Origin of the sequence: Streptomyces flavofungini (assembly GCF_030388665.1) — a bacterium.
In the GTDB taxonomy this organism is placed as follows: Bacteria; Actinomycetota; Actinomycetes; order Streptomycetales; family Streptomycetaceae; genus Streptomyces; species Streptomyces flavofungini_A.
The window spans coordinates 7107726-7131259 of the sequence record NZ_CP128846.1 but is presented as its reverse complement, the minus strand read 5'-3'; the positions used below and the strand labels follow the sequence as shown (position 1 = coordinate 7131259).

Annotated in this window: 24 protein-coding genes; 11 read left to right on the top strand and 13 right to left on the bottom strand. The window is 72.5% G+C overall.

Features of this window, described 5'->3' with window-relative positions; genetic code table 11:
* Positions 1 to 70: 70 nt before the first annotated feature.
* From QUY26_RS30510 to QUY26_RS30490, 5 genes are all read right to left on the bottom strand, one after another.
* Complete coding sequence (locus QUY26_RS30510; RefSeq protein ID WP_289952239.1) at positions 71 to 1090, bottom strand: TerC family protein; 1020 nt, start codon at positions 1088 to 1090, stop codon at positions 71 to 73.
* A gap of 269 nt (positions 1091 to 1359) precedes the next feature.
* Positions 1360 to 3360 (bottom strand): TerD family protein, encoded by a 2001-nt coding sequence (locus QUY26_RS30505; protein WP_289952235.1) that lies wholly within the window; start codon positions 3358 to 3360, stop codon positions 1360 to 1362.
* Positions 3361 to 3476: 116 nt separating this feature from the next.
* Positions 3477 to 4055: a TerD family protein gene (locus tag QUY26_RS30500; protein ID WP_289952234.1), complete on the bottom strand. Its 579-nt coding sequence runs from the start codon at positions 4053 to 4055 to the stop codon at positions 3477 to 3479.
* Positions 4056 to 4180: 125 nt separating this feature from the next.
* Positions 4181 to 6349 carry an excinuclease ABC subunit UvrB gene (gene uvrB, locus QUY26_RS30495; RefSeq protein WP_289952232.1) on the bottom strand — a complete coding sequence of 723 codons (2169 nt, stop codon included), beginning with the start codon at positions 6347 to 6349 and terminating at the stop codon, positions 4181 to 4183.
* Positions 6350 to 6390: 41 nt separating this feature from the next.
* On the bottom strand, positions 6391 to 7284 hold the full coding sequence (locus QUY26_RS30490; RefSeq protein WP_289952230.1) for an MHYT domain-containing protein: 894 nt from the start codon (positions 7282 to 7284) through the stop codon (positions 6391 to 6393).
* Positions 7285 to 7557: 273 nt separating this feature from the next.
* On the opposite strand from QUY26_RS30490, the gene QUY26_RS30485 reads away from it, so the two are divergent.
* The 3 genes from QUY26_RS30485 to QUY26_RS30475 all read left to right on the top strand — a co-directional run bounded on the left by QUY26_RS30485 (position 7558) and on the right by QUY26_RS30475 (position 10680).
* Positions 7558 to 8460, top strand: a complete 903-nt coding sequence (locus QUY26_RS30485; RefSeq protein ID WP_289952228.1) for a glycerophosphodiester phosphodiesterase — start codon at positions 7558 to 7560, stop codon at positions 8458 to 8460.
* Positions 8461 to 8563: 103 nt separating this feature from the next.
* Complete coding sequence (locus tag QUY26_RS30480) at positions 8564 to 9154, top strand: methylated-DNA--[protein]-cysteine S-methyltransferase (protein ID WP_436840433.1); 591 nt, start codon at positions 8564 to 8566, stop codon at positions 9152 to 9154.
* 284 nt (positions 9155 to 9438) lie between these two features.
* The gene (locus QUY26_RS30475; protein WP_436840540.1) at positions 9439 to 10680 is read left to right on the top strand and encodes an MFS transporter; all 1242 of its coding nucleotides are present in this window, start codon (positions 9439 to 9441) and stop codon (positions 10678 to 10680) included.
* 57 nt (positions 10681 to 10737) lie between these two features.
* Here QUY26_RS30475 and QUY26_RS30470 read toward each other — a convergent pair whose 3' ends face one another.
* A complete protein-coding gene (locus tag QUY26_RS30470) occupies positions 10738 to 11106 on the bottom strand; it encodes a cupin domain-containing protein (RefSeq protein ID WP_289952226.1) in 369 nt (122 codons plus the stop codon).
* Positions 11107 to 11152: 46 nt separating this feature from the next.
* Between QUY26_RS30470 and QUY26_RS30465 the strand changes: the two genes are divergently transcribed.
* Positions 11153 to 12091: a pseudouridine-5'-phosphate glycosidase gene (locus tag QUY26_RS30465; protein ID WP_289952224.1), complete on the top strand. Its 939-nt coding sequence runs from the start codon at positions 11153 to 11155 to the stop codon at positions 12089 to 12091.
* Positions 12076 to 13149 carry a carbohydrate kinase family protein gene (locus QUY26_RS30460; protein WP_436840432.1) on the top strand — a complete coding sequence of 358 codons (1074 nt, stop codon included), beginning with the start codon at positions 12076 to 12078 and terminating at the stop codon, positions 13147 to 13149. The genes QUY26_RS30465 and QUY26_RS30460 overlap by 16 nt, the downstream gene beginning before the upstream one ends.
* A gap of 160 nt (positions 13150 to 13309) precedes the next feature.
* Here QUY26_RS30460 and QUY26_RS30455 read toward each other — a convergent pair whose 3' ends face one another.
* Positions 13310 to 14104 (bottom strand): methyltransferase domain-containing protein, encoded by a 795-nt coding sequence (locus QUY26_RS30455; RefSeq protein WP_289952222.1) that lies wholly within the window; start codon positions 14102 to 14104, stop codon positions 13310 to 13312.
* Positions 14105 to 14214: 110 nt separating this feature from the next.
* On the opposite strand from QUY26_RS30455, the gene QUY26_RS30450 reads away from it, so the two are divergent.
* Positions 14215 to 15369 carry a magnesium and cobalt transport protein CorA gene (locus QUY26_RS30450; protein WP_289952221.1) on the top strand — a complete coding sequence of 385 codons (1155 nt, stop codon included), beginning with the start codon at positions 14215 to 14217 and terminating at the stop codon, positions 15367 to 15369.
* A gap of 40 nt (positions 15370 to 15409) precedes the next feature.
* Here QUY26_RS30450 and QUY26_RS30445 read toward each other — a convergent pair whose 3' ends face one another.
* Both QUY26_RS30445 and QUY26_RS30440 read right to left on the bottom strand, forming a co-directional pair.
* The gene (locus QUY26_RS30445) at positions 15410 to 15829 is read right to left on the bottom strand and encodes a CBS domain-containing protein (RefSeq protein ID WP_289952220.1); all 420 of its coding nucleotides are present in this window, start codon (positions 15827 to 15829) and stop codon (positions 15410 to 15412) included.
* A gap of 112 nt (positions 15830 to 15941) precedes the next feature.
* Positions 15942 to 16574 (bottom strand): uridine kinase, encoded by a 633-nt coding sequence (locus tag QUY26_RS30440; RefSeq protein WP_289952218.1) that lies wholly within the window; start codon positions 16572 to 16574, stop codon positions 15942 to 15944.
* A gap of 43 nt (positions 16575 to 16617) precedes the next feature.
* Between QUY26_RS30440 and QUY26_RS30435 the strand changes: the two genes are divergently transcribed.
* The 3 genes from QUY26_RS30435 (at position 16618) to QUY26_RS30425 (ending at position 19780) form a co-directional block, all read left to right on the top strand.
* Positions 16618 to 17343: a DUF2293 domain-containing protein gene (locus QUY26_RS30435; RefSeq protein ID WP_289952217.1), complete on the top strand. Its 726-nt coding sequence runs from the start codon at positions 16618 to 16620 to the stop codon at positions 17341 to 17343.
* Between the two features lie 366 nt (positions 17344 to 17709).
* The gene (locus QUY26_RS30430; RefSeq protein ID WP_289952216.1) at positions 17710 to 18189 is read left to right on the top strand and encodes an anthrone oxygenase family protein; all 480 of its coding nucleotides are present in this window, start codon (positions 17710 to 17712) and stop codon (positions 18187 to 18189) included.
* A gap of 100 nt (positions 18190 to 18289) precedes the next feature.
* Complete coding sequence (locus QUY26_RS30425; RefSeq protein ID WP_289952214.1) at positions 18290 to 19780, top strand: glutamate synthase subunit beta; 1491 nt, start codon at positions 18290 to 18292, stop codon at positions 19778 to 19780.
* A 23-nt stretch (positions 19781 to 19803) separates the two neighbouring features.
* On the opposite strand, the gene QUY26_RS30420 is transcribed toward QUY26_RS30425, so the two are convergent.
* From QUY26_RS30420 to QUY26_RS30410, 3 genes are all read right to left on the bottom strand, one after another.
* Entirely contained in the window at positions 19804 to 20631 is an 828-nt protein-coding gene (locus QUY26_RS30420; RefSeq protein WP_289952211.1) for an SAM-dependent methyltransferase, read from the bottom strand.
* Positions 20632 to 20792: 161 nt separating this feature from the next.
* The gene (locus tag QUY26_RS30415; RefSeq protein ID WP_289956183.1) at positions 20793 to 21008 is read right to left on the bottom strand and encodes a DUF397 domain-containing protein; all 216 of its coding nucleotides are present in this window, start codon (positions 21006 to 21008) and stop codon (positions 20793 to 20795) included.
* A 96-nt stretch (positions 21009 to 21104) separates the two neighbouring features.
* Positions 21105 to 21965: a helix-turn-helix domain-containing protein gene (locus tag QUY26_RS30410; protein WP_289952209.1), complete on the bottom strand. Its 861-nt coding sequence runs from the start codon at positions 21963 to 21965 to the stop codon at positions 21105 to 21107.
* Positions 21966 to 22292: 327 nt separating this feature from the next.
* On the opposite strand from QUY26_RS30410, the gene QUY26_RS30405 reads away from it, so the two are divergent.
* Positions 22293 to 22760, top strand: coding sequence for an ATP-binding protein (locus QUY26_RS30405; protein WP_289952208.1), 468 nt, complete (start codon positions 22293 to 22295; stop codon positions 22758 to 22760).
* 150 nt (positions 22761 to 22910) lie between these two features.
* Positions 22911 to 23264 carry a hypothetical protein gene (locus QUY26_RS30400; protein ID WP_436840431.1) on the top strand — a complete coding sequence of 118 codons (354 nt, stop codon included), beginning with the start codon at positions 22911 to 22913 and terminating at the stop codon, positions 23262 to 23264.
* A 58-nt stretch (positions 23265 to 23322) separates the two neighbouring features.
* Here QUY26_RS30400 and QUY26_RS30395 read toward each other — a convergent pair whose 3' ends face one another.
* Complete coding sequence (locus tag QUY26_RS30395; protein WP_289952204.1) at positions 23323 to 23511, bottom strand: hypothetical protein; 189 nt, start codon at positions 23509 to 23511, stop codon at positions 23323 to 23325.
* Positions 23512 to 23534: the final 23 nt, after the last annotated feature.

Here is a 23534-nt window from a genome sequence, read left to right as displayed (position 1 = left end):
GCCGGTCCGCGCCGGTTGTCACCGGCGGCGCCTTCGAGTCGACTCCGCGTAGCGCGTGTTCACGTCGCCGTCACGCCTCGACGCTGTCCTTCTGGACGTCGTCCTTGCCGGACGGGCCGTCGCTGCCGGCCTCGGCCGCCTCGCGCTCCGCCTGCTTCTTGGAGGCCATGAGGCTGGTGATCGTCGTGATGATGAGGACACCGCAGATGACGCCGAGCGAGACCGGGATGGAGATCTCGGGGACGTGCACGCCGTTCTCGTGCAGGGCGTGCAGGACGAGCTTCACGCCGATGAAGCCGAGGATCACCGACAGGCCGTAGCTCAGGTGGACCAGCTTCCTGAGCAGTCCGCCGATGAGGAAGTACAGCTGCCGCAGACCCATCAGGGCGAAGGCGTTGGCGGTGAAGACGATGTACGGGTCCTGGGTGAGGCCGAAGATCGCCGGGATGGAGTCCATGGCGAACAGCACGTCGGTGGTGCCGATGGCGAGCATGACGACCATGAGGGGCGTCATGATCTTCTTGCCGTTCTTCCGGACGAAGAGCTTCGTGCCCTCGTACCGGTCGGAGACGCCGAACTTCTTCTCGATGGACTTCAGGAGACGGTTCTCCTCCCAGTCCTCTTCCTCCTCGTCGGCCCGCGCCTCCTGGATGAGCTTCCAGGCGGTGTAGATCAGGAACGCGCCGAAGATGTAGAAGACCCAGGAGAAGTTGGCGATGACCGCGGCGCCGGCGGCGATGAAGATCGCTCGCAGGACCAGGGCGATCAGCACACCGAACAGCAGCACGCGCTGCTGGAGATGGGTCGGCACCGAGAACTTCGCCATGATCAGGATGAAGACGAAGAGGTTGTCGACGGAGAGCGACTTCTCGGTGATGAAGCCCGCGAAGAACTCGCCGGACGCCTGGCTCTCGCCGGCGATCAGCAGGCCGAGTCCGAAGATCACCGCGAGGACGATCCAGACGACCGTCCAGATTCCGGCTTCCTTGATCGACACGTCATGGGGCTTGCGCCCGATGAAGAAGTCGACCGCGATCAGGGCACACAGACCGAGAACGGTCGTCACCCACAGGGTCATAGAAACGTCCACTGCGCCTCCGGCGTCGTACGGCTACTGATCAGCGTCGTCGCTGCCGGAGGTCTCTTCCACCCGGGCGCTGTCCGTGCGCCCCGGTCCGACGCCCCGGGACCGATGGCGGTCCGTATTGACGGGCACGTCGCGTCTGGGAGTACTCCCCTCCGCACCGAGAAGGGTACGCGAAAGACCAAGGTTAGGTAAAGGGAGAGGCAAAGTAGCACCAAATGGCCAGCTCAGGAGGGTGCTTGGGCATCTGACAGTCTCCAGGTCGACATGGCGGCTCAGCGGCTCCCGGTGCGGCGGGCCACGCCCACGCGGTCGAGGACGTGGCTGAGGACCTGGCTGCCGGGCGGGGCGAGCGAGGGCTCGAACGTCCACGCGTGACCCACCCACGGGTCCGCGAGGTGGTCCTCGGGCACCGGTGTGAGGCGCAGCAGGGCCCGCCACAGCGGGTCGAGGAGCGGGCCGTACTCCGCGGCGTCCTCGCGGTCGGCGACCATCATCAGGTGCACGCCGACGGCGGGGCCCTCGTCCGCGAGGTAGCGCAGCCGGGTCACGGCGCGGTCGTCGAAGCCGTGCGGGAAGTCGTTGACGATCAGCAGGTGCTCGCCGGTGTCCAGGTCCTGCGGCAGGGCGTCGGCCATGCCGCCGCGGACCGCCATCTGGACGAGGTCCACGCGCTGGGTGAGGCGGGTGAGCACGGCGGCGGCGCCCGCGGCGCCGGTCGCGGGCGGCTCGTCCAGGACCCCGGCGTTCACCAGCGGGGCGAACGCGCTCGTGCCGCTGCCCGCGGCGTCGATGACGTGCACGGTGAAGGCGCCGGGCGGATACGAGGCGAGCAGCCGCGCGGCGTGCGCGACGGCGCTGTCCAGGGCGAGGCGGCGCAGTTGGTCGGCGTCCGCGAGGGAGTCCGCGCCGGAGCGGCCGCTGTCGATCCACAGGCCGCGCTCCAGGGGCAGCCGCACCAGCATGGGGATGCGCAGGTCGGGGCGCTCGGGCAGGTGCAAGCCGCCGAGGCGCAGGGCCATGGGGATCTCCATGGGCACGCGATAGCCCTGCCAGATCGGGCTCGACCAGTCGGCGAACGCGGGCGGCAGGGCGGGCTCGACGACCTCAGCCTCGGCGGCGAGCTGGGCCAGGTCCCGGTCGAGGGCCGCCCGCGCCTGGTCGACGAGGTCGCCGTGGCGGGCGCGGGCGGCCTCCCGCGCGACGTCGCCGGTGTTACCGATGCGGCTGCGCGGGTCGGAGAGGACCTCGTCCAGCTCCCGCTCCATGCGGGAGTCGGCGAAGTCCACCGCGCTGCGGTACGCCGCGGCGGAGCGGGCCAGATCCTCGAACATGCCCCACACCTGGTTGTAGAGCCGCTCCTCCATGGACCAGCCGGTGGCGTCGCCCGCGACGGGGCGGGCGGGCTGTCCGGGGGCGGCGGGCTGCGCGGTGGGCGGGGGCGGCGGGGGCGCGCTGGTCTGGCGGCGCGGGTGGGTGTAGTTCACGGGGCCGCCGTCGCCGGGCTGCGCGGGCGGGGCGGCGTCGCCGGACGCGGGGGCGACGGGGTGCGGGGGCCGGCCGCCGTCGCCGGACGCGGGCGTGGGGGTGACGGGCTGGGGCGCGGCGTCGGGTCCCGGGGCGGGCGCGGACGGCTGTCGTCCGGGGCTCGTGTGGCCCTGGGCCGCGGCGCGCACGCGGGTCTCGTCCGCGGGACGGGGCGGGGGCGCGGCCACCGAGCGGGCGAGGCCGCGCGCCACCGCGTCGTTGATGGCGGTCGCCAGCTCCTGGGCCTCGGGCAGGCCCTGGTCGGCGAGCATGTCGGCGAGGCCGCCCGCGTAGCCCTGGCCGACGGCGCGGACCTTCCAGATGTCCTGCTTGCGATACAGCTCCAGGGCGACGACGGCCGACTCGGCGGACAGATCCGTGATCGTGTAGCTGGCGATCTCGGTGCCGTCGAGTCCGGTGACGGCCACGAAGGGCGCGGCGACGGCGCCGAAGGCGACCGGGCCCCCGACGCCGACGGGCAGCGCGAGCAGCACGTTGACCTGGTGCGCGCCGTCCGGCAGCGCGCCCAGGTCGACGGCCAGACGGTGGTCGGCGGCCGCCTGCCGGGACACTTCGAGGCCGGGCAGGGTGGGGGCGCCGGGGTGGGCGACCCAGGAGGTGCCGCGCACCTTGCGGTGGTCGTCGCAGAGGGTGGCACCGGCGACGATCGGCTTTCCGGCCGACACCCGGATCTCTAGGCGGGTGCTGGGAACCGGGTGGTTCTGCCCCCTGACCAGCTCGGCGGTCATCGCGTTCGTTCCCCCTTGGTGTCGGCCCCCTCACCGGGCCTGCGTGCGGACTGCCGTCTGGACGGTGGTGCTCGGTCAGGCAGTGCTCGGTGGTGCGTGCTCAGAGAGGTGCGTGCTCAGAGGTGCGGCAGGATCGCCGGCATCAGGTCCTGGAAGGTGCGGCCGTTGGCGGGGTTGCCGAGGGCCGTCATCTGCCAGCCGGAGCCCGCGCGGTTGACCTTGGCCATGATCTGGGCGGTGTACTGGCCGCCGCCGTCGAGGGTGTAGCGGGCCAGTTCCTGGCCGTTGGTCTCGTCGACCAGGCGGCAGAACGCGTTCTGCACCTCCTGGAAGGTCTGGCCGGTGAAGGAGTTCACCGTGAAGACGATCTGGTCGATGTGGACCGGGACGCGCTGCAGGTCGACGAGGATGGCCTCGTCGTCGCCGCCCTGACCGACGCCGCCGACCAGGTTGTCGCCGGTGTGGCGCACGGAGCCGTCGTCGCTGACGAGGTGGCGGAAGAACACCACGTCGACGGGCTGCTTGTCGGCGAACAGGACGGCCGACGCGTCGAGGTCGATCTCCCGCGTGCGCGTGCCGAACAGTCCGCGCCGCGGGGCCGCCTGCCAGCCCAGTCCCATGCGCACCGACGTCAGAGCGCCCCCGTCGTCCTTCTGCAGGCTGATGGCCTGGCCCTTGGTCATGTTGACCGTCACGCGCTGTCCCCTTCTCGAACTGCCCTGGGCAACCGCCCGTTGCGGGCGGTGCCCATCACCCTATGCAGCCCTGTCCACCGCGCCGCACCCTGCCGGGCACTTTGTGTCGGTGTTGCAACACTGCGCTATGCCTGGCCTGCCTCCTTCATCTGCCGCAGTTCCTTCTTCATCTCCGACACCTCGTCGCGCAGCCGTGCCGCGATCTCGAACTGCAGGTCCGCGGCGGCGGCGCGCATCCGCGCGGTCATCTCCTCGATCTGCTCGGCGAGTTCGGCGGCGGGGCGGTCCGTGGGCACCGTCTGCCCGGCCTTGCCCTTGGGGGCCTTCCCCGCTGCCGCGGCCTTCGCGCCCTTGGCGGCTGTCGCGCCGCCCGCGGTGCCGAGCGAGGGGACCGGAGCCTTGGCGTTCTTGCCGTCCTTCGCCTTGCGGTAGTCGGTGCCGAGGAGTTGCTCGGTGTCGACCTCTTCGCGCGCGATGGCCGACACGATGTCGTTGATCTTCTTGCGGAGGGGCTGCGGGTCGATGCCCTTCTCCTTGTTGTACGCGATCTGCTTCTCCCGGCGGCGGTTGGTCTCCTCGATGGCCTTCTCCATCGCCGGGGTGATCTTGTCGGCGTACATGTGGACCTGTCCCGAGACGTTGCGCGCCGCGCGGCCGATCGTCTGGATCAGGGACGTGCCGGAGCGCAGGAAGCCCTCCTTGTCGGCGTCGAGGATCGCCACCAGGGAGACCTCGGGCAGGTCAAGGCCCTCCCGGAGGAGGTTGATGCCGACCAGGACGTCGTACTCACCGGCGCGCAGCTCGCGCAGGAGCTCGACGCGGCGCAGGGTGTCGACGTCGCTGTGGAGATACCGGACCTGGATGCCCAGTTCCAGGAAGTAGTCGGTGAGATCCTCGGCCATCTTCTTGGTGAGCGTGGTGACCAGGACGCGCTCGTCCTTCTCGGTACGCCCCCGGATCTCGTGCACCAGGTCGTCGATCTGGCCCTCGGTGGGCTTGACGACGACTTCGGGGTCGACGAGGCCGGTGGGGCGGATGATCTGCTCCACCGTGCCGTCGGAGCGGGAGAGCTCGTACGCCCCCGGGGTCGCCGACAGGTAGACGGTCTGGCCGATGCGCTGCTGGAACTCCTCCCACTTCAGCGGGCGGTTGTCGAGCGCGGACGGCAGCCGGAAGCCGTGGTCCACGAGGGTGCGCTTGCGGGAGGCGTCGCCCTCGTACATCGCGCCGATCTGCGGGACCGTGACGTGCGACTCGTCGAGGACGAGCAGGAAGTCGTCCGGGAAGTAGTCGAGGAGGGTGTGCGGCGGGGTGCCGGGGGCGCGGTCGTCGAAGTGCATCGAGTAGTTCTCGACGCCGGAGCAGGAGCCGATCTGGCGGAGCATCTCCAGGTCGTACGTCGTGCGCATGCGCAGCCGCTGGGCCTCCAGCATCTTGCCCTGCTTCTCCAGCTCCGCGAGGCGCTCGGCGAGCTCCTTCTCGATGCCGTTGATCGCCTTCTCCATGCGCTCGGGGCCCGCCACGTAGTGGGACGCCGGGAAGACGTACAGGTGGTCGTCGTCGCTGATGACCTCGCCGGTCAGCGGGTGCAGGGTGGAGAGCGCCTCGATCTCGTCGCCGAACATCTCGATGCGCACGGCCAGTTCCTCGTACACCGGGAAGATCTCGATGGTGTCGCCGCGGACCCGGAAGGTGCCGCGGGTGAAGGCGAGGTCGTTGCGGGTGTACTGGATGTCGACGAAGCGGCGCAGGAGCTGGTCGCGGTCGATCTCGTCGCCGACCTTGAGCGGGACCATCCGGTCCACGTACTCCTGCGGGGTGCCGAGGCCGTAGATGCAGGAGACGGAGGCGACCACGATGACGTCGCGGCGGGTGAGCAGGGAGTTCGTCGCGGAGTGGCGCAGGCGCTCGACCTCCTCGTTGATCGAGGAGTCCTTCTCGATGTACGTGTCCGACTGGGGGACGTAGGCCTCGGGCTGGTAGTAGTCGTAGTACGAGACGAAGTACTCGACGGCGTTGTTCGGCAGCAGCTCGCGGAACTCGTTGGCCAACTGGGCGGCCAGGGTCTTGTTCGGCGCCATCACGAGGGTGGGGCGCTGGAGCTTCTCGATCATCCACGCGGTGGTGGCCGACTTGCCGGTGCCGGTGGCGCCGAGCAGGACGACGTCCTTCTCGCCCGCGCGGATGCGCTTCTCCAGGTCGGCGATGGCCGTGGGCTGGTCGCCACTGGGCTGGTACGGGCTGACGACCTCGAAAGGTGCCACCGTGCGTTCGATCTTCGATACGGGCCGCATGGAACCCACCGTACGACCCCCCACTGACAACGCCCCCGCGCTCACCACTTCTGCGGTGTCCGCGCCCCCGTTCTGCGGCGGATCCTGCGGCTGGGGCGCGGGGCGGGCCGGCGGCTGACGTGTCCGCCGAACTGGCGGTCGCCGGAGCGGGGCACGGGGTAGGAGGCGGTGCCGGGGCGGGCCGCCGCGGCCTTCAGGTCGGCCTTGCCCAGCATCATCAGCGGGTCGAACATCACGATGACGCCCGCGAGCAGCAGGAAGGCGAGGGGGCCGACCATGAGGGGGGCGAGGATCTCGGGGGACGAGTCGCCGGGCGGCGCGGTGGAGCGGCCGTGCAGGTGGACGGTGACGGCGGCCATGCCGGTGTAGTGCATGCCGCTGACGGCGAGACCCATGACGAGGCTGGCGCCGAGGCTCCACAGGAAGCCCCTGACCTGACCCGCGGCCCAGAGGGCGGCGATGGCGGCGACGACGGCGATCACCACGGAGGCGGCGACGGTCAGGGTGTTGTACTGAAGCCTGCCGCCAAGACGCATACCGGCCATCCCCAGGTAGTGCATCGAGGCGATGCCGAGCCCTGTGATGGTGCCGCCGGTGAAGAGCGCCGCTCCGCTGGCACCGCGGTAGCCGACGATGAAGATCCCGACGCCGACCATGACGATGGCGACGGCCAGGCTCGCGAAGGTCGTCGCCCGGTCGTAGCGGATCGGGGTCCCCTCGACGCTGAAGCCCATCATCGCGATGAAGTGCATCGTCCAGATGCCCGAGCCGATGGCGGCCGAGCCGAGCGCGAGCCAGCCGGGCCGCCAGGAGTGCGCGACCAACAGTGACCGCGTGGTGCAGCGCAGGCCGAGCGCGCCGCCCAGGCAGGCCATCAGATAGGCGACCACAGGCGTGACGAATCCGTAGCTGAAGCCGTCGACCGTGCCCTCCATGAGCGGTAGCCCTTCCGCCTGTCGTACCTGGATGTCCCGGATCACCCTGCCTGCCTCCGGCCGACGGCCGGGTGACGGGCCGTCGGCTGAGGTGAGAGTAGGGCTCGGCCGTGAACGCACGACCGATTTTCCGGCAAAGAAACACGGGTTCCGCGCCTGGGGTCCCCACTTGGGGGGCCGGTGTTCAACGTGTGGCCATCCTGTACCTGTCCGTAGTTGGCCGTGCACTGTCATTCTCAAGCGAACCGTGAGCTCATGACGCGAGGAGAACCCGTGCACGCACGCGCCGCAGCCGCCACGACCGCCGCACTCCTGGGAGCAGGAGCACTCGTCCTCCCCTCCACCGCCAGCGCCCAGGCCCCCGCCGACACCGCCGTCGCCGCCTCCTCCGCCGCGCACAGGAACCCCACAGTCGTGGCCCACCGCGGAGCCTCCGCCTACGCCCCCGAGAACACCCTCGCCGCCATCGACAAGGCCGCCCGCATGGGCTTCCGCTGGGTCGAGAACGACGTCCAGCGCACCAAGGACGGCGTGCTGGTGATCGTCCACGACGACAACCTGAAGCGGACGACGAACGTCGAGGAGGTCTTCCCCGACCGCTCCCCGTGGAAGGTGAAAGACTTCACCGCGGCGGAGATCGCCAAACTGGACGCGGGCAGCTGGTTCGGAGAGAAGTACAAGGGCGCGCGCGTGCCGACGCTCACGCAGTACATGAACCGCGTCTCGCGCAACCACCAGAGCCTCGTCCTGGAGATCAAGAAGCCCGAGCTGTACCCCGGGATCGAGCGGGACACCCTGCGGGTGCTGCGCAAGACCGGCTGGCTGGACCGCCACCACGTCAAGAACAAGCTGGTCGTCCAGAGCTTCAGCGCGGACAGCATCAAGAAGGTGCACGCCCAGCGGCCCGACATCAAGACCGGCTTCCTGGGCACGCCGGCGACCGCCGACCTCCCGGCGTACGCGAAGTTCGCGGACCAGATCAACTCGACGCACACGTCCATCTCCGCCGACTACGTCTCCGCGATCCACCGGCTCAAGGGCGTGCACGGCAAGCGCCTGGAGATCTTCACGTGGACCGTGGACGAGGCCGCCGCTGCGCGGCGGGTCGCGGGCTTCGGGGTGGACGGCATCATCACCAACAAGCCCGATGTGGTGCGCAGGGCGATCAACGACTGACACGACGGCCGAGGGCTCGACCGAGGGCGGGCCCCTCGCCTGCCGGCGCCGCGGGGCGACTCGTCCCGCGGCGTTGTCAGTGCCCGGACGTACCGTGGTTTCCATGAACGCCATGGGGCACGACGAGCAGGACCGGGACGAGCGTCCGGAGCCGGACGCGCGGTCCGGCGCGGTGTGGGCCGTCGTCGCCAGCGACATCGGCCCACTGCTGCTTGCCGCGACCGAAGCGGGCCTGGTCACGGTCGTCTTCCACGCCACGGACGGCGTGCGCGACAAGGCACTGGAGCGCCTGGCCTCCCGTCTCGGCGCCGCGCCGGTCGAGGATCCCGGCTCGCCGCTGCTCGCCGAGCCCATACGCCAGTTGCGGGCGTACTTCGCCGGGGAGCGGCGCGACTTCGCGCTGCCGCTGGACTGGTCGCTGATCTCCGGCTTCAACCGCCAGGTGCTCCGTGAGCTCGCGGCAGGCGTGCCCTTCGGGACGGTCGTGGGCTACGGGGACCTGGCCAGCCGCGTCGGCCAGCCCGGCGCGGCCCAGGCCGTGGGCATGGCGATGGGCGCCAATCCGCTGCCGGTCGTGGTGCCCTGCCACCGGGTGGTGGAGAGCGACGGCGGCATCGGCGGGTTCGGCGGCGGCCTGGAGACGAAGCGGCAGCTGCTCGCGCTGGAGGGGGTGCTTCCCGAGCCGCTGTTCTGACCTCCGGCAGCGCAGCGCGGGTCTGGGGTGGTGTCGGTGGGCGCAGGTGCCGTCGCGCGTCGTTCCTCGGCACGGAGCGCCGTCGTAGGGCGTGCCTCCGTACGTGTGCCTCGTGCGCCACTCCCTCGTACGGCGAGCCCTCGGATCGGCTTCGCCCCGCACTGCATGTACATGAACACCACATGTCCTGACACACTTCCGGCGTGGTCATATCCCCCTCGTCCTCCGCCTCGCCCTCACCCTCCCCCTCGCCGTCCCCCGTCGGCGTCGAGGAACTGCCCGCGCTGCGCCGGCGGATCACGGCGGTCCTGATCGCGAGCCAGATACTCGGCGGGCTCGGCGTCGCCATCGGGATCGCGCTGGCCGCCGTGCTCGCGAAGGAGGTCAGCGGCACGGAGTCGCTGTCCGGGCTCGCGCCCACCGCGACCGTCGCCGGGACGGCGCTGCTCTCGGTGCCCCTCGCGGCCCTGATGACCGCGCGGGGCCGCCGCCCCGGTCTCGTCCTGGCCTACCTCATCGGCGCGTTGGGCGCGGGAGTGGTGGTCGTGGCCGCGGCCGTCGGGAACTTCCCGCTGCTCCTGGTGGGCATGGCCGGGTTCGGCGCGGCGTCGTCGGCCAACTTGCAGGCCCGGTTCGCGGCGGCCGACCTGGCCGAGCCGGGGGCCAGGGCGCGCGCCATCTCCAACGTCGTGTGGGCCACGACGATCGGCGCGGTCCTCGGCCCCAACATCGCCGCGCCCGCGGGCCGCAGCGTCTCCGGGCTCGGCGTTCCGAAGGAAGCCGGGCCCTTCGTCTGGGCGGCCGGGATCTTCCTGATCTCGGCGGTCGTGGTGGCGCTGCTGCTGCGCCCCGATCCGCTGCTGACCGCCCGCGCGCTGGAACCAGCCGGTGACCGGACGGCGGCGGGCCGGTCCCTGCGGGCCGGGTTCGCCGCCGTGGCCGCCTCGCGGCAGGCGCGGCTCGCGCTGGTGACGGTCGCCATCGCGCACACCGCCATGGTGTCGATCATGTCGATGACCCCGGTCGACCTCGGCCACCACGGGGCGAGCATCGATCTGATCGGCCTGGTCATCAGCGGGCACATCGCGGGCATGTACGCGTTCTCGCCGGTGATGGGGCGGCTCGCGGACCGGATCGGGCGGCTCGCCGTCATCGCCCTCTCGGTGAGCCTGCTCGCCTTGGCGGCGCTGCTCGCGGGGACGGCCGGGAGCAACCACGGGCAGACGGCGGCGGGCCTGTTCGTGCTCGGCCTCGGCTGGTCGGCGGGGCTCGTGGCGGGGTCCGCGCTGCTCACCGACTCGGTGCCGCAGGCCGCGCGGGCCGCCGCGCAGGGCCTCTCGGACCTGACCATGAACACGGCGGCGGGCGCCGGCGGCGCGGTGGCGGGCCTGGTGGTCGCGCGGGCGAGCTACGGGTGGCTCAACCTGATCGCGGCGCTCCTGCTGCTGCCGCTCGCGGCGTTCGCCCTGTTCACGCGCGGCCCCGGCCGCAAGGACGCCGGGGCCGGGGCCGTACCGGAGGACTGACCCGGGCGTGCCGCACCGCGCACCGCACGCGCCGGACGCCCGCGGCCGGGCGGGCGTTCAGCCGCCGAGGGTGATGTGGTAGGCCTTGCGCAGCGTCTCGTGCACGGTCCACGTCGTACGGTCGCCCTCGCGCAGCACGGCCGCGTCGCCGGGGCCGACCTCCAGGACGTCGCCGCCCTCCACGTCGATGGTGGCGCGGCCGCTGACGACCACGAACAGTTCGTTGGCCTCGGTGTCGGTCACCACTCCCGGGGTGATCTGCCAGATGCCGCGCAGTTGCTTGCCGTCGGCGGACTCCCAGAGGACCTTGCCGGTGACGACGGGCGTTCCGGAGACGATCTGCTGCGGGTCGAGCGGCTCCTCCTCCAGCTCGACGTCCGGAATGTGCACGGCAAAAGAGGGCGCGTTCTGATCATTCGTGGTCATGGCCGGTCACCTTAATGGGTTTGCCGCGGGGCCCCGCCCGCCAGGGATGAAGGAAGACCCGACTGGCAGGAGGCTGACCGTGTTGGTGGTGTCCGACGAGGTACAGACGGCTCTCGCGCGACGGCGCCCGGTCGTGGCCCTGGAGTCCACGATCATCGCGCACGGGCTGCCGCGCCCCCGCAATCTGCGCGTCGCCCTCGAACTGGAGCAGGTCGTACGCGACGAGGGCGCTGTGCCCGCCACGATCGCTGTCCTGGACGGGCGCCCCCACGTCGGCCTGGGCAAGGACCAGTTGGAGCGCGTCGCCGGTGAGGACGGCATCCGCAAGCTGGGCCACCGGGACCTGCCGCTCGCCGTCGCGGCCGGCGCGAGCGGGGCGACGACGGTGTCCGCGACAGCCCTGCTCGCCGCCCGTGCGGGACTCCGTGTGTTCGCCACCGGCGGGCTCGGCGGGGTGCACCGGGAGTGGACCCTCACCCAGGACGAGTCGGCCGACCTGGGGCTGCTCGCGCGGACCCGGATCACGGTCGTGTGCGCGGGCGTGAAGTCGATCCTGGACGTGGCCGCGACGCTCCAGCGCCTGGAGACCCTGGGCGTGGCGGTGGCGGGCTACGGCACGTCCCGCTTCCCCGGCTTCTACCTCTCCGACTCCGGGCACGACGTGGACTGGACGCTGCGCACGCCGGACGAGGTCGCAGCGGTCATGCGCGCCCAGGACGCGCTGTCCGGACCCGAGTCGGCGCTCGTCGTGGCCAATCCGGTGCCGGAGGCCGAACAGCTCGAACCCGCCCTCCACGCGCGCGTGCTCGACGAGGCGCTGCGGGAGTGCGCCGCGCGGGAGGTGCACGGCCAGGCGGTGACCCCGTTCCTTCTCGACCACCTGATGCGGCACACGGACGGAGCCTCCCTGGAGGCCAACCTCGCGGCGGTGCGGGGGAACGTGCGGCTCGCGGCACGGATCGCGGCGGCGTGGACGCGGGCGTGACGGCGTCCGGCGAGCCACCGGACGCCAGGGCGGCGGCACCCGGCAGGGCGGGCCGCTCCGCAGAGCCCACTCCGAACGGATCCGGCGCGCTCCTGGTCGTGGGTGACGTCGTCACGGACATCGTCGCGCGGCACCGGGGGCCCCTCGCACCCGGCACCGACACGGTCGCGGCGATCCGCACCGTGCCGGGCGGCGCGGGCGCCAACGTGGCCTGCTGGGCGGCCCACTGGGGCTGCCGCGATGTGCGGTTCCTCGGGCGCGCGGGTGCCGACGCGGCGGCATGGCACGAGGAGATGCTGCTCCGCGCCTCGGTACGCCCCCACATCGCCGTCGACCCCGAAGCGCTTACGGGCACGGTGATCAGCCTGGTCGACACGGCCGGTTCGGCGGCCGAGCGGACGTTCCTCACGGACAGCGGCGCCTGCCTGCGCCTGTCCCCCGCCGACTGGACGCCGTCCCTGCTCGACGGCGTGACCTGGCTCCACCTGTCCGGCTACCTGTTCTTCGCCGAGCCGAGCCGCGCGGCGGCGCGGGCGGCGTTGGCGTCGGCACGCGCGCGCGGAGTGACGGTGAGCGTGGACCCCGCGTCCACGGGGTTCCTCCGCCGGTACGGGGTGGACCGCTTCCTGGCCGACGCGGCCGGGGTGGACGTACTGCTGCCGAGCCGGGACGAGGCCTTGCTCCTGACGGGGCCACCGGGGCCGACCGATCCTGCCGGAGCGGCCGACCCGACCGAGCCCGCCGACGCGGCCGCCGAGCTGAGCCGCCGGTTCCCCGAGGTGGTCGTCAAGCTGGGCGGGGACGGCGCACTGGCCGCGCGGGACGGGCGGGTACGGGTCCGCGCCCCGGCGGTGCGGGCGGACGCGCGGGACTCCACCGGCGCGGGCGACGCGTTCACGGGGGCGTACGTCGCGTCGCGGCTGGCGGGTGCGGGGCTGCGGGAGGCCGTGAGCGAGGGGTGCCGGGCGGGGGCGCGGGCGGTGTCACGGGTGGGGGCCCGGCCGGAGCTGCGAGCCCCGCTTCCGGGGGGACTTGCGGGGGTTCCGCCTAGGGCGTGAGGTGCTCGGCGAGGGGGAGCATACCCGGTCTCCGGCGAGGGCTGGAACACCGGGCTTCCGGCGAGGGCTGGAGCGCCCCGGCCCCGGCCCGCACCCCAGTCCGTCCTCACGCCCCAGCCAAGCCTCCCAACCCACCCCCCAGCCAAGCCTCCCGCCCCGGTCAAGCCTTGCGGGCCCATGCCGACACCAGCGGGGCCGTGGCCGGGACGACGACGCGGTCGGCGACATGGGCGAGGTGCCGCTCGATGTCGTCGTGCGAGGCGAGGCCCGCGGCGACCAGGTCGGTGCGGACCTGCTCGACGGTGGCGGACTCCAGGGCCGCGCACGCCGGGGAGACGAGCGGGAAGTACGCGTCGGCCTCCACCTGCCGCAGTCCCGCCGCGCGCAGCAGCCGCGGCAGCACCCGCCCGAACGCGAGGTCGGCGCCGCGGTCGGCGAGCAGGGAGCGCACACCCCCGCGCAGCCGGTTCGCCGCCTCCTCCTCGGGGCCGTGCTCGTCGGGGCAGGCGAGGGGCTGCAGGGCGGGGTCGGACTCCTCGATCAGGAGCCGGCCGCCGGGGCGCAGCGCCTTGATCATGGAGTGCAGCGCCCGCTCGCGGTCCGGCACGTGGGTGAGCACTAGGCGGGCGTGCACCAGGTCGAACGCCTCGGCGGGCGGCGCGTCTGCGGCCACGTCGTGGGTACGCACCTGTACGGGCGGGCGCGCGGCCGACGTCAGCGGCGCCGGGTCCGTGGCGGTGGCGAGCACCCGGCCGGTGGGGCCGACCCGCTTGGCGAGCCAGGACACGACGGACGTGCCGCCGGCACCGACCTCCCAGCAGCGCCAGCCGGGCCCGATGCCCAGCCGTTCGATGTGCCGGAAGGTGGTGGGGTCGAAGAGGGCGGCGAAGGCGCTGGAGCAGGTCGCCGACTCGCCGGTCCTGCCGTCGAGGAGATGTCCGTCGGTTCGCGTCATGTGGCGATCATTACAGTTCCGGAGCGGAGTATTCCGTTCCCACAGGCCTCGCCGTGGTGTCGGACCGGACTGGCAGACTTGCCCATCAAGTCCAGCACGAGGAGCTGCACATGTCGATGTCGGGCAACCTGCGGAAGGTCGGAAGCCTCCGCAGGGTCGGGAGTCTGCGGAGCGTCCGCGGCCTGCGCAAGGTCGCGGGACTGACCCGACGCGGCCCTCGCGTCGACCTGAGCCACCCCGCCCGTTCCCCGCTGGGCTCGTCGGTGGTGAAGTGCGTGACCTATCGCAAGGGGGTGCGCCAGACCCTGGAGCGCGACGGCGATCTCGTCGAGGCCGTGGGACACGTCCGCAAGCACGACGACGGCTTCGTCTGGCTGGGGCTCCACGAGCCGACGGAGCGGGAGTTCGCGGGCATCGCCGAGCTCTTCGACCTGCACCCGCTGGCGGTCGAGGACGCGGTCCACGCCCACCAGCGGCCGAAGGTCGAGCGCTATGGCCAGACGCTGTTCGCCGTGTTCAAGACGGTCTGTTACGTGGAGCACGCCGAGCTGACCGCGACCAGCGTGGTGGTGGACACCGGCGAGATCATGGTCTTCGTCGGCAAGGAGTTCGTGATCACCGTGCGGCACGGCAGGCACGGCTCGCTGGGCCCGCTGCGCGAGCAGCTCGAGGGGACGCCCGACCAGCTGGCACAGGGCCCGGCGGCGGTCCTGCACGCCATCGCGGACCAGGTCGTGGACGACTATCTGGTGGTGGCGGACTCGGTGCAGGCCGACATCGACCAGGTCGAGGCGGAGGTGTTCGCGCCCGAAGGTGCCCGCGGGACCGACCCGGGCCGGATCTACCAGCTCAAGCGCGAGCTCCTGGAGCTGAAGCGGGCGGTGGTGCCGCTCGGCCGCCCGCTCCAGATCCTCGCCGCCAAGCCGATGCGGCTCGTCGCCCCGGAGATACAGGCGTACTTCCGGGACGTGGACGACCACCTCAAGCGGGTCACCGAACAGATAGCGGCCTTCGACGAGCTCCTGAACTCGATCCTCCAGGCGCATCTCGCCCAGGTGACGGTCGCCCAGAACGAGGACATGCGGAAGATCACGGCCTGGGCCGCCATCGTCGCCGTGCCCACGATGGTCTGCGGGGTCTACGGCATGAACTTCGACCACATGCCCGAGCTGCGCTGGCAGTACGGATACGGACTGGTGATGGGAGTGATAGCGACAGCGTGTGTGCTGCTCTACCGAGGCTTCCGGCGCAGCGGCTGGCTGTAGGGGGAAGGCCGCACCGGCGCGGGGGCACGCGCGGGACGGGTCAGGACTTGGCGTAGACGCTCTCGACCCAGCCGGAGAGCTGTTCGTCGGTCAGGTGCTTGGCGAGGTCGGCCTCGCTGATCATCCCGACGAGGCGCTTGTTCTCGATCACGGGCAGCCTGCGGATCTGGTGGCCCTGCATCTCGTGCAGCACCTCCTCGACGTCGGCGTCCGAGGCGACCCAGCGCGGTGTGCCCCTGGCCATGTCGCCCGCGGTGACCTTGGCGGGGTCGTGCCCCATCGCGACGCAGCCGACGACGATGTCGCGGTCGGTGAGGATGCCGCACAGCCGCTCGTTCTGGTCGCTGATGGGCAGGGCACCCACGTCGAGTTGGCGCATGAGCTGGGCCGCGCGGTCCAGGGTCTCGTGCGCGGGGATCCACCGGGCACCCCGGTGCATGATGTCTCCGGCGGTGGTCATGGGTACCTCCCGGTGCCGGACGGCCGGCGCGGCGCGGAGGCGCCGCCAGTCCCGGCGTCCTCATTCTCGTCGCGGTGCCCACGGGCCGCACCCGCAGCCGCCGCGGGGCAGGTCAGCCCGTCCACGCCGGATGGCGCGGGTCGTCGGCGCGGACGACGACGTCGGCCGTGGCGGTGGGGTCGGTCTCCGTCTCGTAGCGGTCGAAGGCGGGCAGGGTCCACTGTTCGTCCGGCGGGGTGCGCCGCCGCAGGGCGCCGGCGGAGAGGTGCAGGTGCACCGTCAGGTCGAGGGGGAACCAGTGGCCGAGCAGCAGGGGGCCGTGCAGCAACAGCAGGGCGCCGGGAGGCAGTTGGACGTAGGGGGTGCGGGTGGCGCGGTCGGCGTGCGGGTCCCACAGGTCGGGCAGGACCCGGCCGGTGCCGCCGGGGTCCAGCGGCCCGAGGACCTCGCGCCAGAGGGCACCGGTGTCGAACCAGCCGCTGTAGTACGCCTCGACGTCCTCGTGTCCGTACTCGAAGCGCAGCGAGGCGGGCCGCAGGAACCCCTCGGTGCCGACGGCGAGCGAGGGCCGCCCGCGCACGCGCAGCGCCTCGGCCACGGCGGCGGCGAGTTCGCCGGGGCGGGCGGCGGGGGCGCCGTCGAAGGCGACGCGCGGCCAGGCCCCGCCGTCCCTCGGCGCCAGGTCGAGCAGCCGGTCGGCGAGGGTGTCCGTGAGGCGTTCCCAGGTGATCGCTTCGAGTCGCACGAGCCCATGATGCGGGGTGCCGGTGGGCGGGCATGAACCGGGCATGGCAGTTCCTCCCGTGCGCACCGGGCCCGTCGTCGTCCAGCCGCTGAAGCGCAGGCGTTGCGCGGAGTGCCGGGGCGGGCCGCTGTCCCTGCTCGTCTCCGAGGGCGGGGGGCCTCGCTGTCTGGACTGCGCGGACCTCGGGCATCTGGTGTATCTGCCGCGCGGGGACACGGCGTTGACGCGGCGGGCGCGGGAGGGCAGCGGTCTGTCCGCGGTGGTCGTGCGGTTCAACCGGCGCAAGAGCCGGTACGAACGGCAGGGCGTCCTGGTCGAGGAGGCGGCGCTCGTCCGGGCCGAGGAGCGGTGCCTGGCGGACGCGGAAGCGCGGGCGCGGCGGCGGGTGCGGGACGCGGCCCGGCGGGCCGGGGAGGACGTGCGGTTCGTCGGGGAGTTCGCGGCGGAGATCCGTCGGCTGTTCCCGCGCTGCCCTCCGGAGCGTGCCCGGCAGATCGCCGCGCACGCGGGCGCCCGGGGCAGCGGCCGCGTGGGCCGGAGCGCGGCGGGCCGCGCCCTGACCTCCACGGCGGTGACGGCGGCCGTGATCGCCGCGGTACGGCACACGGACACGGAGTACGACGAGCTGCTGATGCGGGGGGTGCCGCGGGGTGAGGCACGGCGCCGCATCGCGGCGGCGCTGGAGGAGCGGTTGCGGACGTGGCGGACGGACGGTCCGGGGGGCAGGGAGCACGGGGAGCACGGGGCCGGGCGGGGCACCGGGGCGTGAGGAGCCGGCCGGTCCCGGGGGGGGCAGGGCGGGCCCCGGTGCCTGAGCAGCCGCCCCGTCCCGGCACCAGGGCTGGGCACCAAGACGTGAGCAGCGCCCCAGGGCCAGGGCAGGCCCCCGGGCCAGGGCAGGCTCCCGGGCCAGGGCAGGCTCCCGGGCAGAGCGCCCCGGGGCATGCCGTCCCGGACGGACGACTCACCCCGCCCGAGGCCCCCGGGCCAGTGAGACGCGGGCTTATGGGGGTGCGGGGTCCGCGTATGGCGTCCGGGGCGGCGTGGCCATTGACTGGTCACAGACACACCGCGCCGGGCAGGATCGGGCGCGCCGAGCCGGCCGTCGGTGGCCGGGCCCACCCAGGGAGTTGCCATGATCGACGGACCGTACTTCGTGCTCACCGTGCTCGGTGCGGTGACCTGCGCCCTGGTCGCCGGAGTGTTCATCGGCTTCTCCACCTTCGTGATGCGGGGCCTCGCCGCGCTGCCGTCGTCCCAGGGCATCGCCGCGATGAACGCGATCAACGTCACGGCGGTCAGACCGCCGTTCATGGCCGTGTTCATGGGGGCGACCGCCGTCAGCGTGGTGCTCGCCGTGGTCACCTTCGTGGTCTGGCCGGACGAGGGGACGGTGGAGCTGCTGCTCGGCTGCGCGCTGTATCTCTTCGGCTGCTTCGGGGTGACGGTGGTGGCTAACGTGCCGCGCAACAACGAGCTGGCGAAGGTCGACGCGGCCTCGGCGTCCGGCGCGGAGTACTGGCGTACGTACGTGGCCGAATGGACCAGGTGGAACCACATCCGCACCGGTGCCGCCACCGCCGCCACGGTCTCCTTCATCCTCGGCCTGACCTGAGCTTTCGCGACCGGCCTTGCCCGCGCGAGCACATGCCGACCCCGTCTCCCCGGCATACCGTGGTGGCTGGAAGACGCGCCGTACGCGTAGGGAGACGGCCATGGCCGACCCCAAGGGATTCCTGCGGCACCCGCGCCGGGAGTGGCCGCGGCGGCCGGTGGGCGAGCGGGTGAAGGACTGGGACGAGGCGTACGTCCCCGGGGCGTTGCTGCCCCTGATCGAGGAGCAGGCCGACCGGTGCATGGACTGCGGGGTGCCGTTCTGCCACGAGGCCTGTCCGCTGGGGAACCTGATCCCCGAGTGGAACGACCTGGTCTCGCGGGCCGACTGGCGCACCGCCGCCGACCGGCTGCACGCGACGAACAACTTCCCCGAGTTCACCGGCCGGTTGTGCCCGGCGCCGTGCGAGGCGGGCTGCGTCCTCGCCATCAACCAGCCCGCGGTGACCATCAAGAACGTCGAGGCGGCCATCGCGGACCGCGTCTGGGCGGACGGCCTCGCGCCGCCGATGCCGCCCGAGCGGCTGACCGGGAAGTCGGTGGGGATCGTCGGGTCGGGTCCCGCGGGCCTCGCGGCGGCGCAGCAGCTGACGCGGGCGGGGCACACGGTCGTGGTGTACGAACGGGACGACCGGGCGGGCGGGCTGCTGCGGTACGGGATCCCCGCGTTCAAGATGGCGAAGCACCACCTGGAGCGGCGGCTCGCGCAGTTGGAGGCCGAGGGCACGAGGTTCCGTACGTCGACGGAGGTCGGCCGGGACATCGGTACGGCGGCGCTGCGGGCCCGCCACGACGCCCTCGTGCTCGCCGTCGGCGCCACGGCCTGGCGGGAACTTCCGGTTCCGGGGCGGGAGTTGGCGGGGGTCGTCCAGGCGATGGAGTACCTGCCGCAGGCCAACCGCGTGGGTGAGGGCGACCTCGACGTCTCCCCGCTGTCCGCGGCGGGCAAGCACGTGGTGATCGTGGGCGGCGGCGACACCGGCGCGGACTGCCTCGGCACGGCGGTCCGGGAGGGCGCCGCGTCCGTGACCCAGGTGGACATCCGCGCGCTGCCCTCGGCGGAGCGGGACGAGATCACCGACCCGTGGCCCACGTACCCCGCGGTGTACCGGGTCTCCCCCGCGCACGAGGAGGCCGGTGCGTTGGGTTTCGGCCAGAATCCGGACGTCGACGCGCGGCTCTTCGCGGCCTCGACACTGCGGCTCGCCGGGGACGCGGAGGGGCGGGTGCGCGCCGTCCACCTGGCCGCCGTGGACGCGCGGCGACGCCCGGTGCCGGGCGCCGAGCGGGTCCTCAGGGCCGACCTGGTGCTGCTGGCGCTGGGGTTCCGAGGGCCGGAGGTGACCGTCGGGGGCGCGATCGCGGAGCTGGGTGTGACGGTGGCCCCGGACGGGACGGTCGCCAGGGACGGCGGCTACGCGACGAGTGTTCCCGGGGTGTACGTCGCCGGGGACGCCGGGCGCGGCCAGTCCCTGGTGGTGTGGGCGATCGCGGAGGGCCGCGCGGCCGCGGCGGCCGTGGACCGCCACCTCATGGGCGCGACGTCGCTCCCGTCACCGGTATCCGCACACGACGGTCCCCTCCGGCCCTGACCGGCCTGCACACGACGGCCCCCTCACCCCTTGCGGGCGACCCCGCCATAGATGGGCAGCGGCCCCTCCCCGACGGGCTCCGCCCCCTCGCCCAGCTCCGGGTGCCACGCGTCGGCCACCGTCACGCCGGGCTCCACCAGGTCGAGGCCGTCGAAGAAGCGGAGGACCTCGGCGCGGTCGCGCAGGGCGAGATTGAGGGCACGGGACCTGTAGAGGTCGCCGGCCGTCCTTGCCTGCTCGGGGGTGAACTCCCCGGTGCCGTGGGACAGCATCAGAAAGCTCCCCGACGGCAGCGCGGACACCAGTTCGTCCACTATCTCGTACGCGCCGTCCTCGTCCGGGACGAAGTGCAGCAGCGCGACCAGGGACAGGGCGACGGGGCGCGTGAAGTCGAGGGTCTTGCGGGCCTCGGCGAGGATGGCGGCGGGCTCGCGGGCGTCGGCCTGGATGTACTCCGTGGCGCCCTGCGGGGTGGACCGCAGCAGCGCCTCGGCGTGGGCGAGGACGATGGGGTCGTTGTCGCAGTAGACGACGCGGGTGTCGGGTGCGATGCCCTGCGCGATCTGGTGCAGGTTGGGCTCGGTGGGGATGCCGGTGCCGATGTCGAGGAACTGCCGGATCCCGGCCGAGGCGAGCCAGCGCGTGGCGCGCTGCATGAAGGCGCGGTTGGCGCGCGCGACGGCGGGGATGCGCGGGTCCATGGCGACGAGCTGGCGGCTCATCTCCTCGTCGACGGGGTAGTTGTCCTTGCCGCCGAGCCACCAGTCGTACATCCGCGCGGGATGCGGCTTGCTCGTGTCGATGTACGACGAGCCGCCCTCGCCCCCCTGGGCCTGCCCCGTCCCGGTCATCTGTGGCTCCCTTGCCCCTTCACCGAGGTCCCGCGCACCGTGGTCGGGGTGCGCGCACGACGTACGAGTTCACCGGCGGCTGCGGCACCCGCCGCGCCGGCCGGTGGCGTATCCCCTGCGGGCCGGCGGCGCGTCCGCTCACCCGCCGGTGACGTACCCGGTCACGACAGCAGAAAGTCCGCCTCCCCCGCCTTCGCGCCCTGTATGAACGCCCGGATCTCACCGTCCGTGTAGATGAGCGCGGGTCCGTCCGGGTCGGAGGACTGGCGGACGGCGACGCGGCCGTCGTCGAGCTTCATGGCTTCGAGACAGTTGCCGCCGTTGCCGCCGCTCCACGGCTTGTGCCAGCCCTCGACGCCCAGTTCGCGCGCGGGCATGCCGTTGTAGATCCGGGACCCTGGGGGCCGGGAGTCGGCGCGGGTGTCGGGCCGGGACGCAGGGCCCGTGCCCGCACGGTGTCGATCTCGGTCCATTCACAGCTCCTTGCGGACATCCCGGAGGATCTCCTTCGTGCGTTGTGCGGTGGCGGCCTGGGCCGCCATGCGGTCCATGACCTCGAGATGCGTCGCCACCTCGGTGCGCGCGTCCAGATAGACGGCACCGGTCAGGTACTCGCTGTAGACCATGTCCGGCAGCTCCGCCATCGCGAAGCGGAAGAGCACGAACGGCCCGAAGGTGCCCGGGTGCGGCCCGGAGGCGAACGGCGCGACCTGGAGCGTCACGTGCGGCATCTCCACGGCTTCGAGGAGCCGGTCGATCTGCGCGCGCATCACGTCGGGGCCGCCGACGGGCCTGCGCAGCGCGGTCTCGTCCATCACGGCCCACAGCCGCGGCGCGTCCTCGCGGGTGAGCAGCGCCTGGCGCTCCATCCGCAGGGCCACGTACCGCTCGATGTCCTCGGGCCGGGTCTGGCCGATGGCCCCGGAACGCAGCACGCCACGCGCGTAGCTCTCCGTCTGGAGCAGCCCGGGCACGAAGTGCGGTTCGTAGGACCTGATGAGGCTCGCGGCGCCCTCCAGGCTGACGTACATGCTGAACCAGCCGGGCAGGATGTCGTGGAAACGCTGCCACCAGCCGGGCTTGTTCGCCTCCTCGGCGAGCAGCACGAAGGCGTCGGCCTCCTCGTCCGTGACGCCGTACGCCTTCAGGAGCAGCTGGAGGTACGGGATCTTCAGCGCGACCTCGGCCGTCTCCATGCGGCGGACCGTGGCGGGGGCCACGCGCAGCACCCGCGCGGCCTCGTCGCGTTTCAGACCGGCTCGTTCGCGCAGGTCCTGCAGGCGACGACCGAGAACGACCTGCCCGACGGTCGGCGCCGACCGCGGTTCGCTCACGTCCTACCTCCACCCACTTCGCGTCGCTCTCTGCATCGCCGTCGCGCCCATCGAGTTACCGTGCGTCACCGCACTTCACCACGTGTCGCGCACGTCACGCCGCTTGGTGAGGCGTTGCGAGAAGTGTGCCATGGGACGTCTCAAAGGAACACGCCACTGTGCACTTTTCAGAGTGGGTCTTGCCAAGGTGTTCGCGGCGGGGCGATAGTGGAGAGCGTGACTCCGCCCGCATCGTTAGGAACCGAAGCCACCCGAGCCCGACTTGGCGATTCCGCCGAGGGTCGAGCGGAGGCCGGCGAGCCTTGCGTCACCTTCACCCTGGCCGCGATGCCGAGTTCCGTGGCGCGGGCAAGGCGGCTGACGCGTGATCGGCTGTGTTCCCTCGCGGTCGGCGACGACGCCTGCGACCTGGCGGCGCTCGTCGTATCGGAGCTGGTCACCAATGCGATCGTGCACACCGGGAGCCGTACCGTCGTCTGCGAGATCTGCACGGGAGCCGACACCGTGCGGATAGCCATACGCGACGAGGGACAGAGCTGCGGGGTGCCACGGCCGACAGGGCTGCGGGGACCTGACGAGGAGCATGGGAGGGGACTGCTTCTCGTGAGCGCCGTGAGCAGCGCATGGGGTGTCCAGGACTCCGGATCCGGCCTTTCGGTGTGGGCGGAGCTGCCCAGATCACCTGATCCGGCTACGTGCTTCGGCACGGCGGAGGCCGGTGTCCACGGTTTCGATACGGACGTCCTCGACGTCGAGGACGTCGAGGGCGTCGAGGCCTTGACCGACGGCCTGTGAGCCGACTGACGGGGATGCGAGTGCGACAGTGATGCGGTCGGGGGACATGTGAGCACGAGGACAGCGCGACTGCTCGACCTTGGCACCTTGGTACGGCTCTCGCGAGAGCGGGAGCGGGCGGTCGGACGGCGAGTCGTGAGTGTGCAGCCAGTGGCACGACTCGCCGTCCCCGCCGGAATGCGGCAACCCCTCGGCTGCGACGCGGTCGCCATGCCCGCGGAGTTCGGTCCGCGCCTCCTGGAGCGACTGCCCCGGGTGGGTTGTGTGTACGAGGACGGGCCGCGCTGGTGGTGGATCGTGCCCGCGGACTCGGACGTGGCCCTGCAGTGGCCGCCGTCGACGTTCTACTCGCCCGGCGCCGTGGTGCCGGACGCGACCCGTGAGCCGGTGCTCGTGCACCGGCCCGAGGGCTCCGTCCCCTACACCCCGCCGATCCCCCTGTATCTGGGCCTGTGCCGCCTCGCCGGGGCCGTCCCCGGGTGGGCGGGGCCCGTCCGGGCCTGAGGCCGGGACACCGGAGCGGGCCGAGAGCGTCTCGCTCCCGGCCCGCCACGTCGCGACATCAGGCCGCGGAGCGCCCGCTCGCCTCCTGACCGCGCACGATCACCAGGAACGCGTCGCTCGACAGGTCCATCACGACCTCCGCGCGCAGTCCCTCACGACGCCGGTCCCGTGCGAACTCCTCCGCGGGCCACGACCCGCGCGGTCCGCCCGCCGGAAAGCTCTCGAGCACCACTCGTCCGTTCATCATGTTCACGTTCCCCCGTGTGCGAC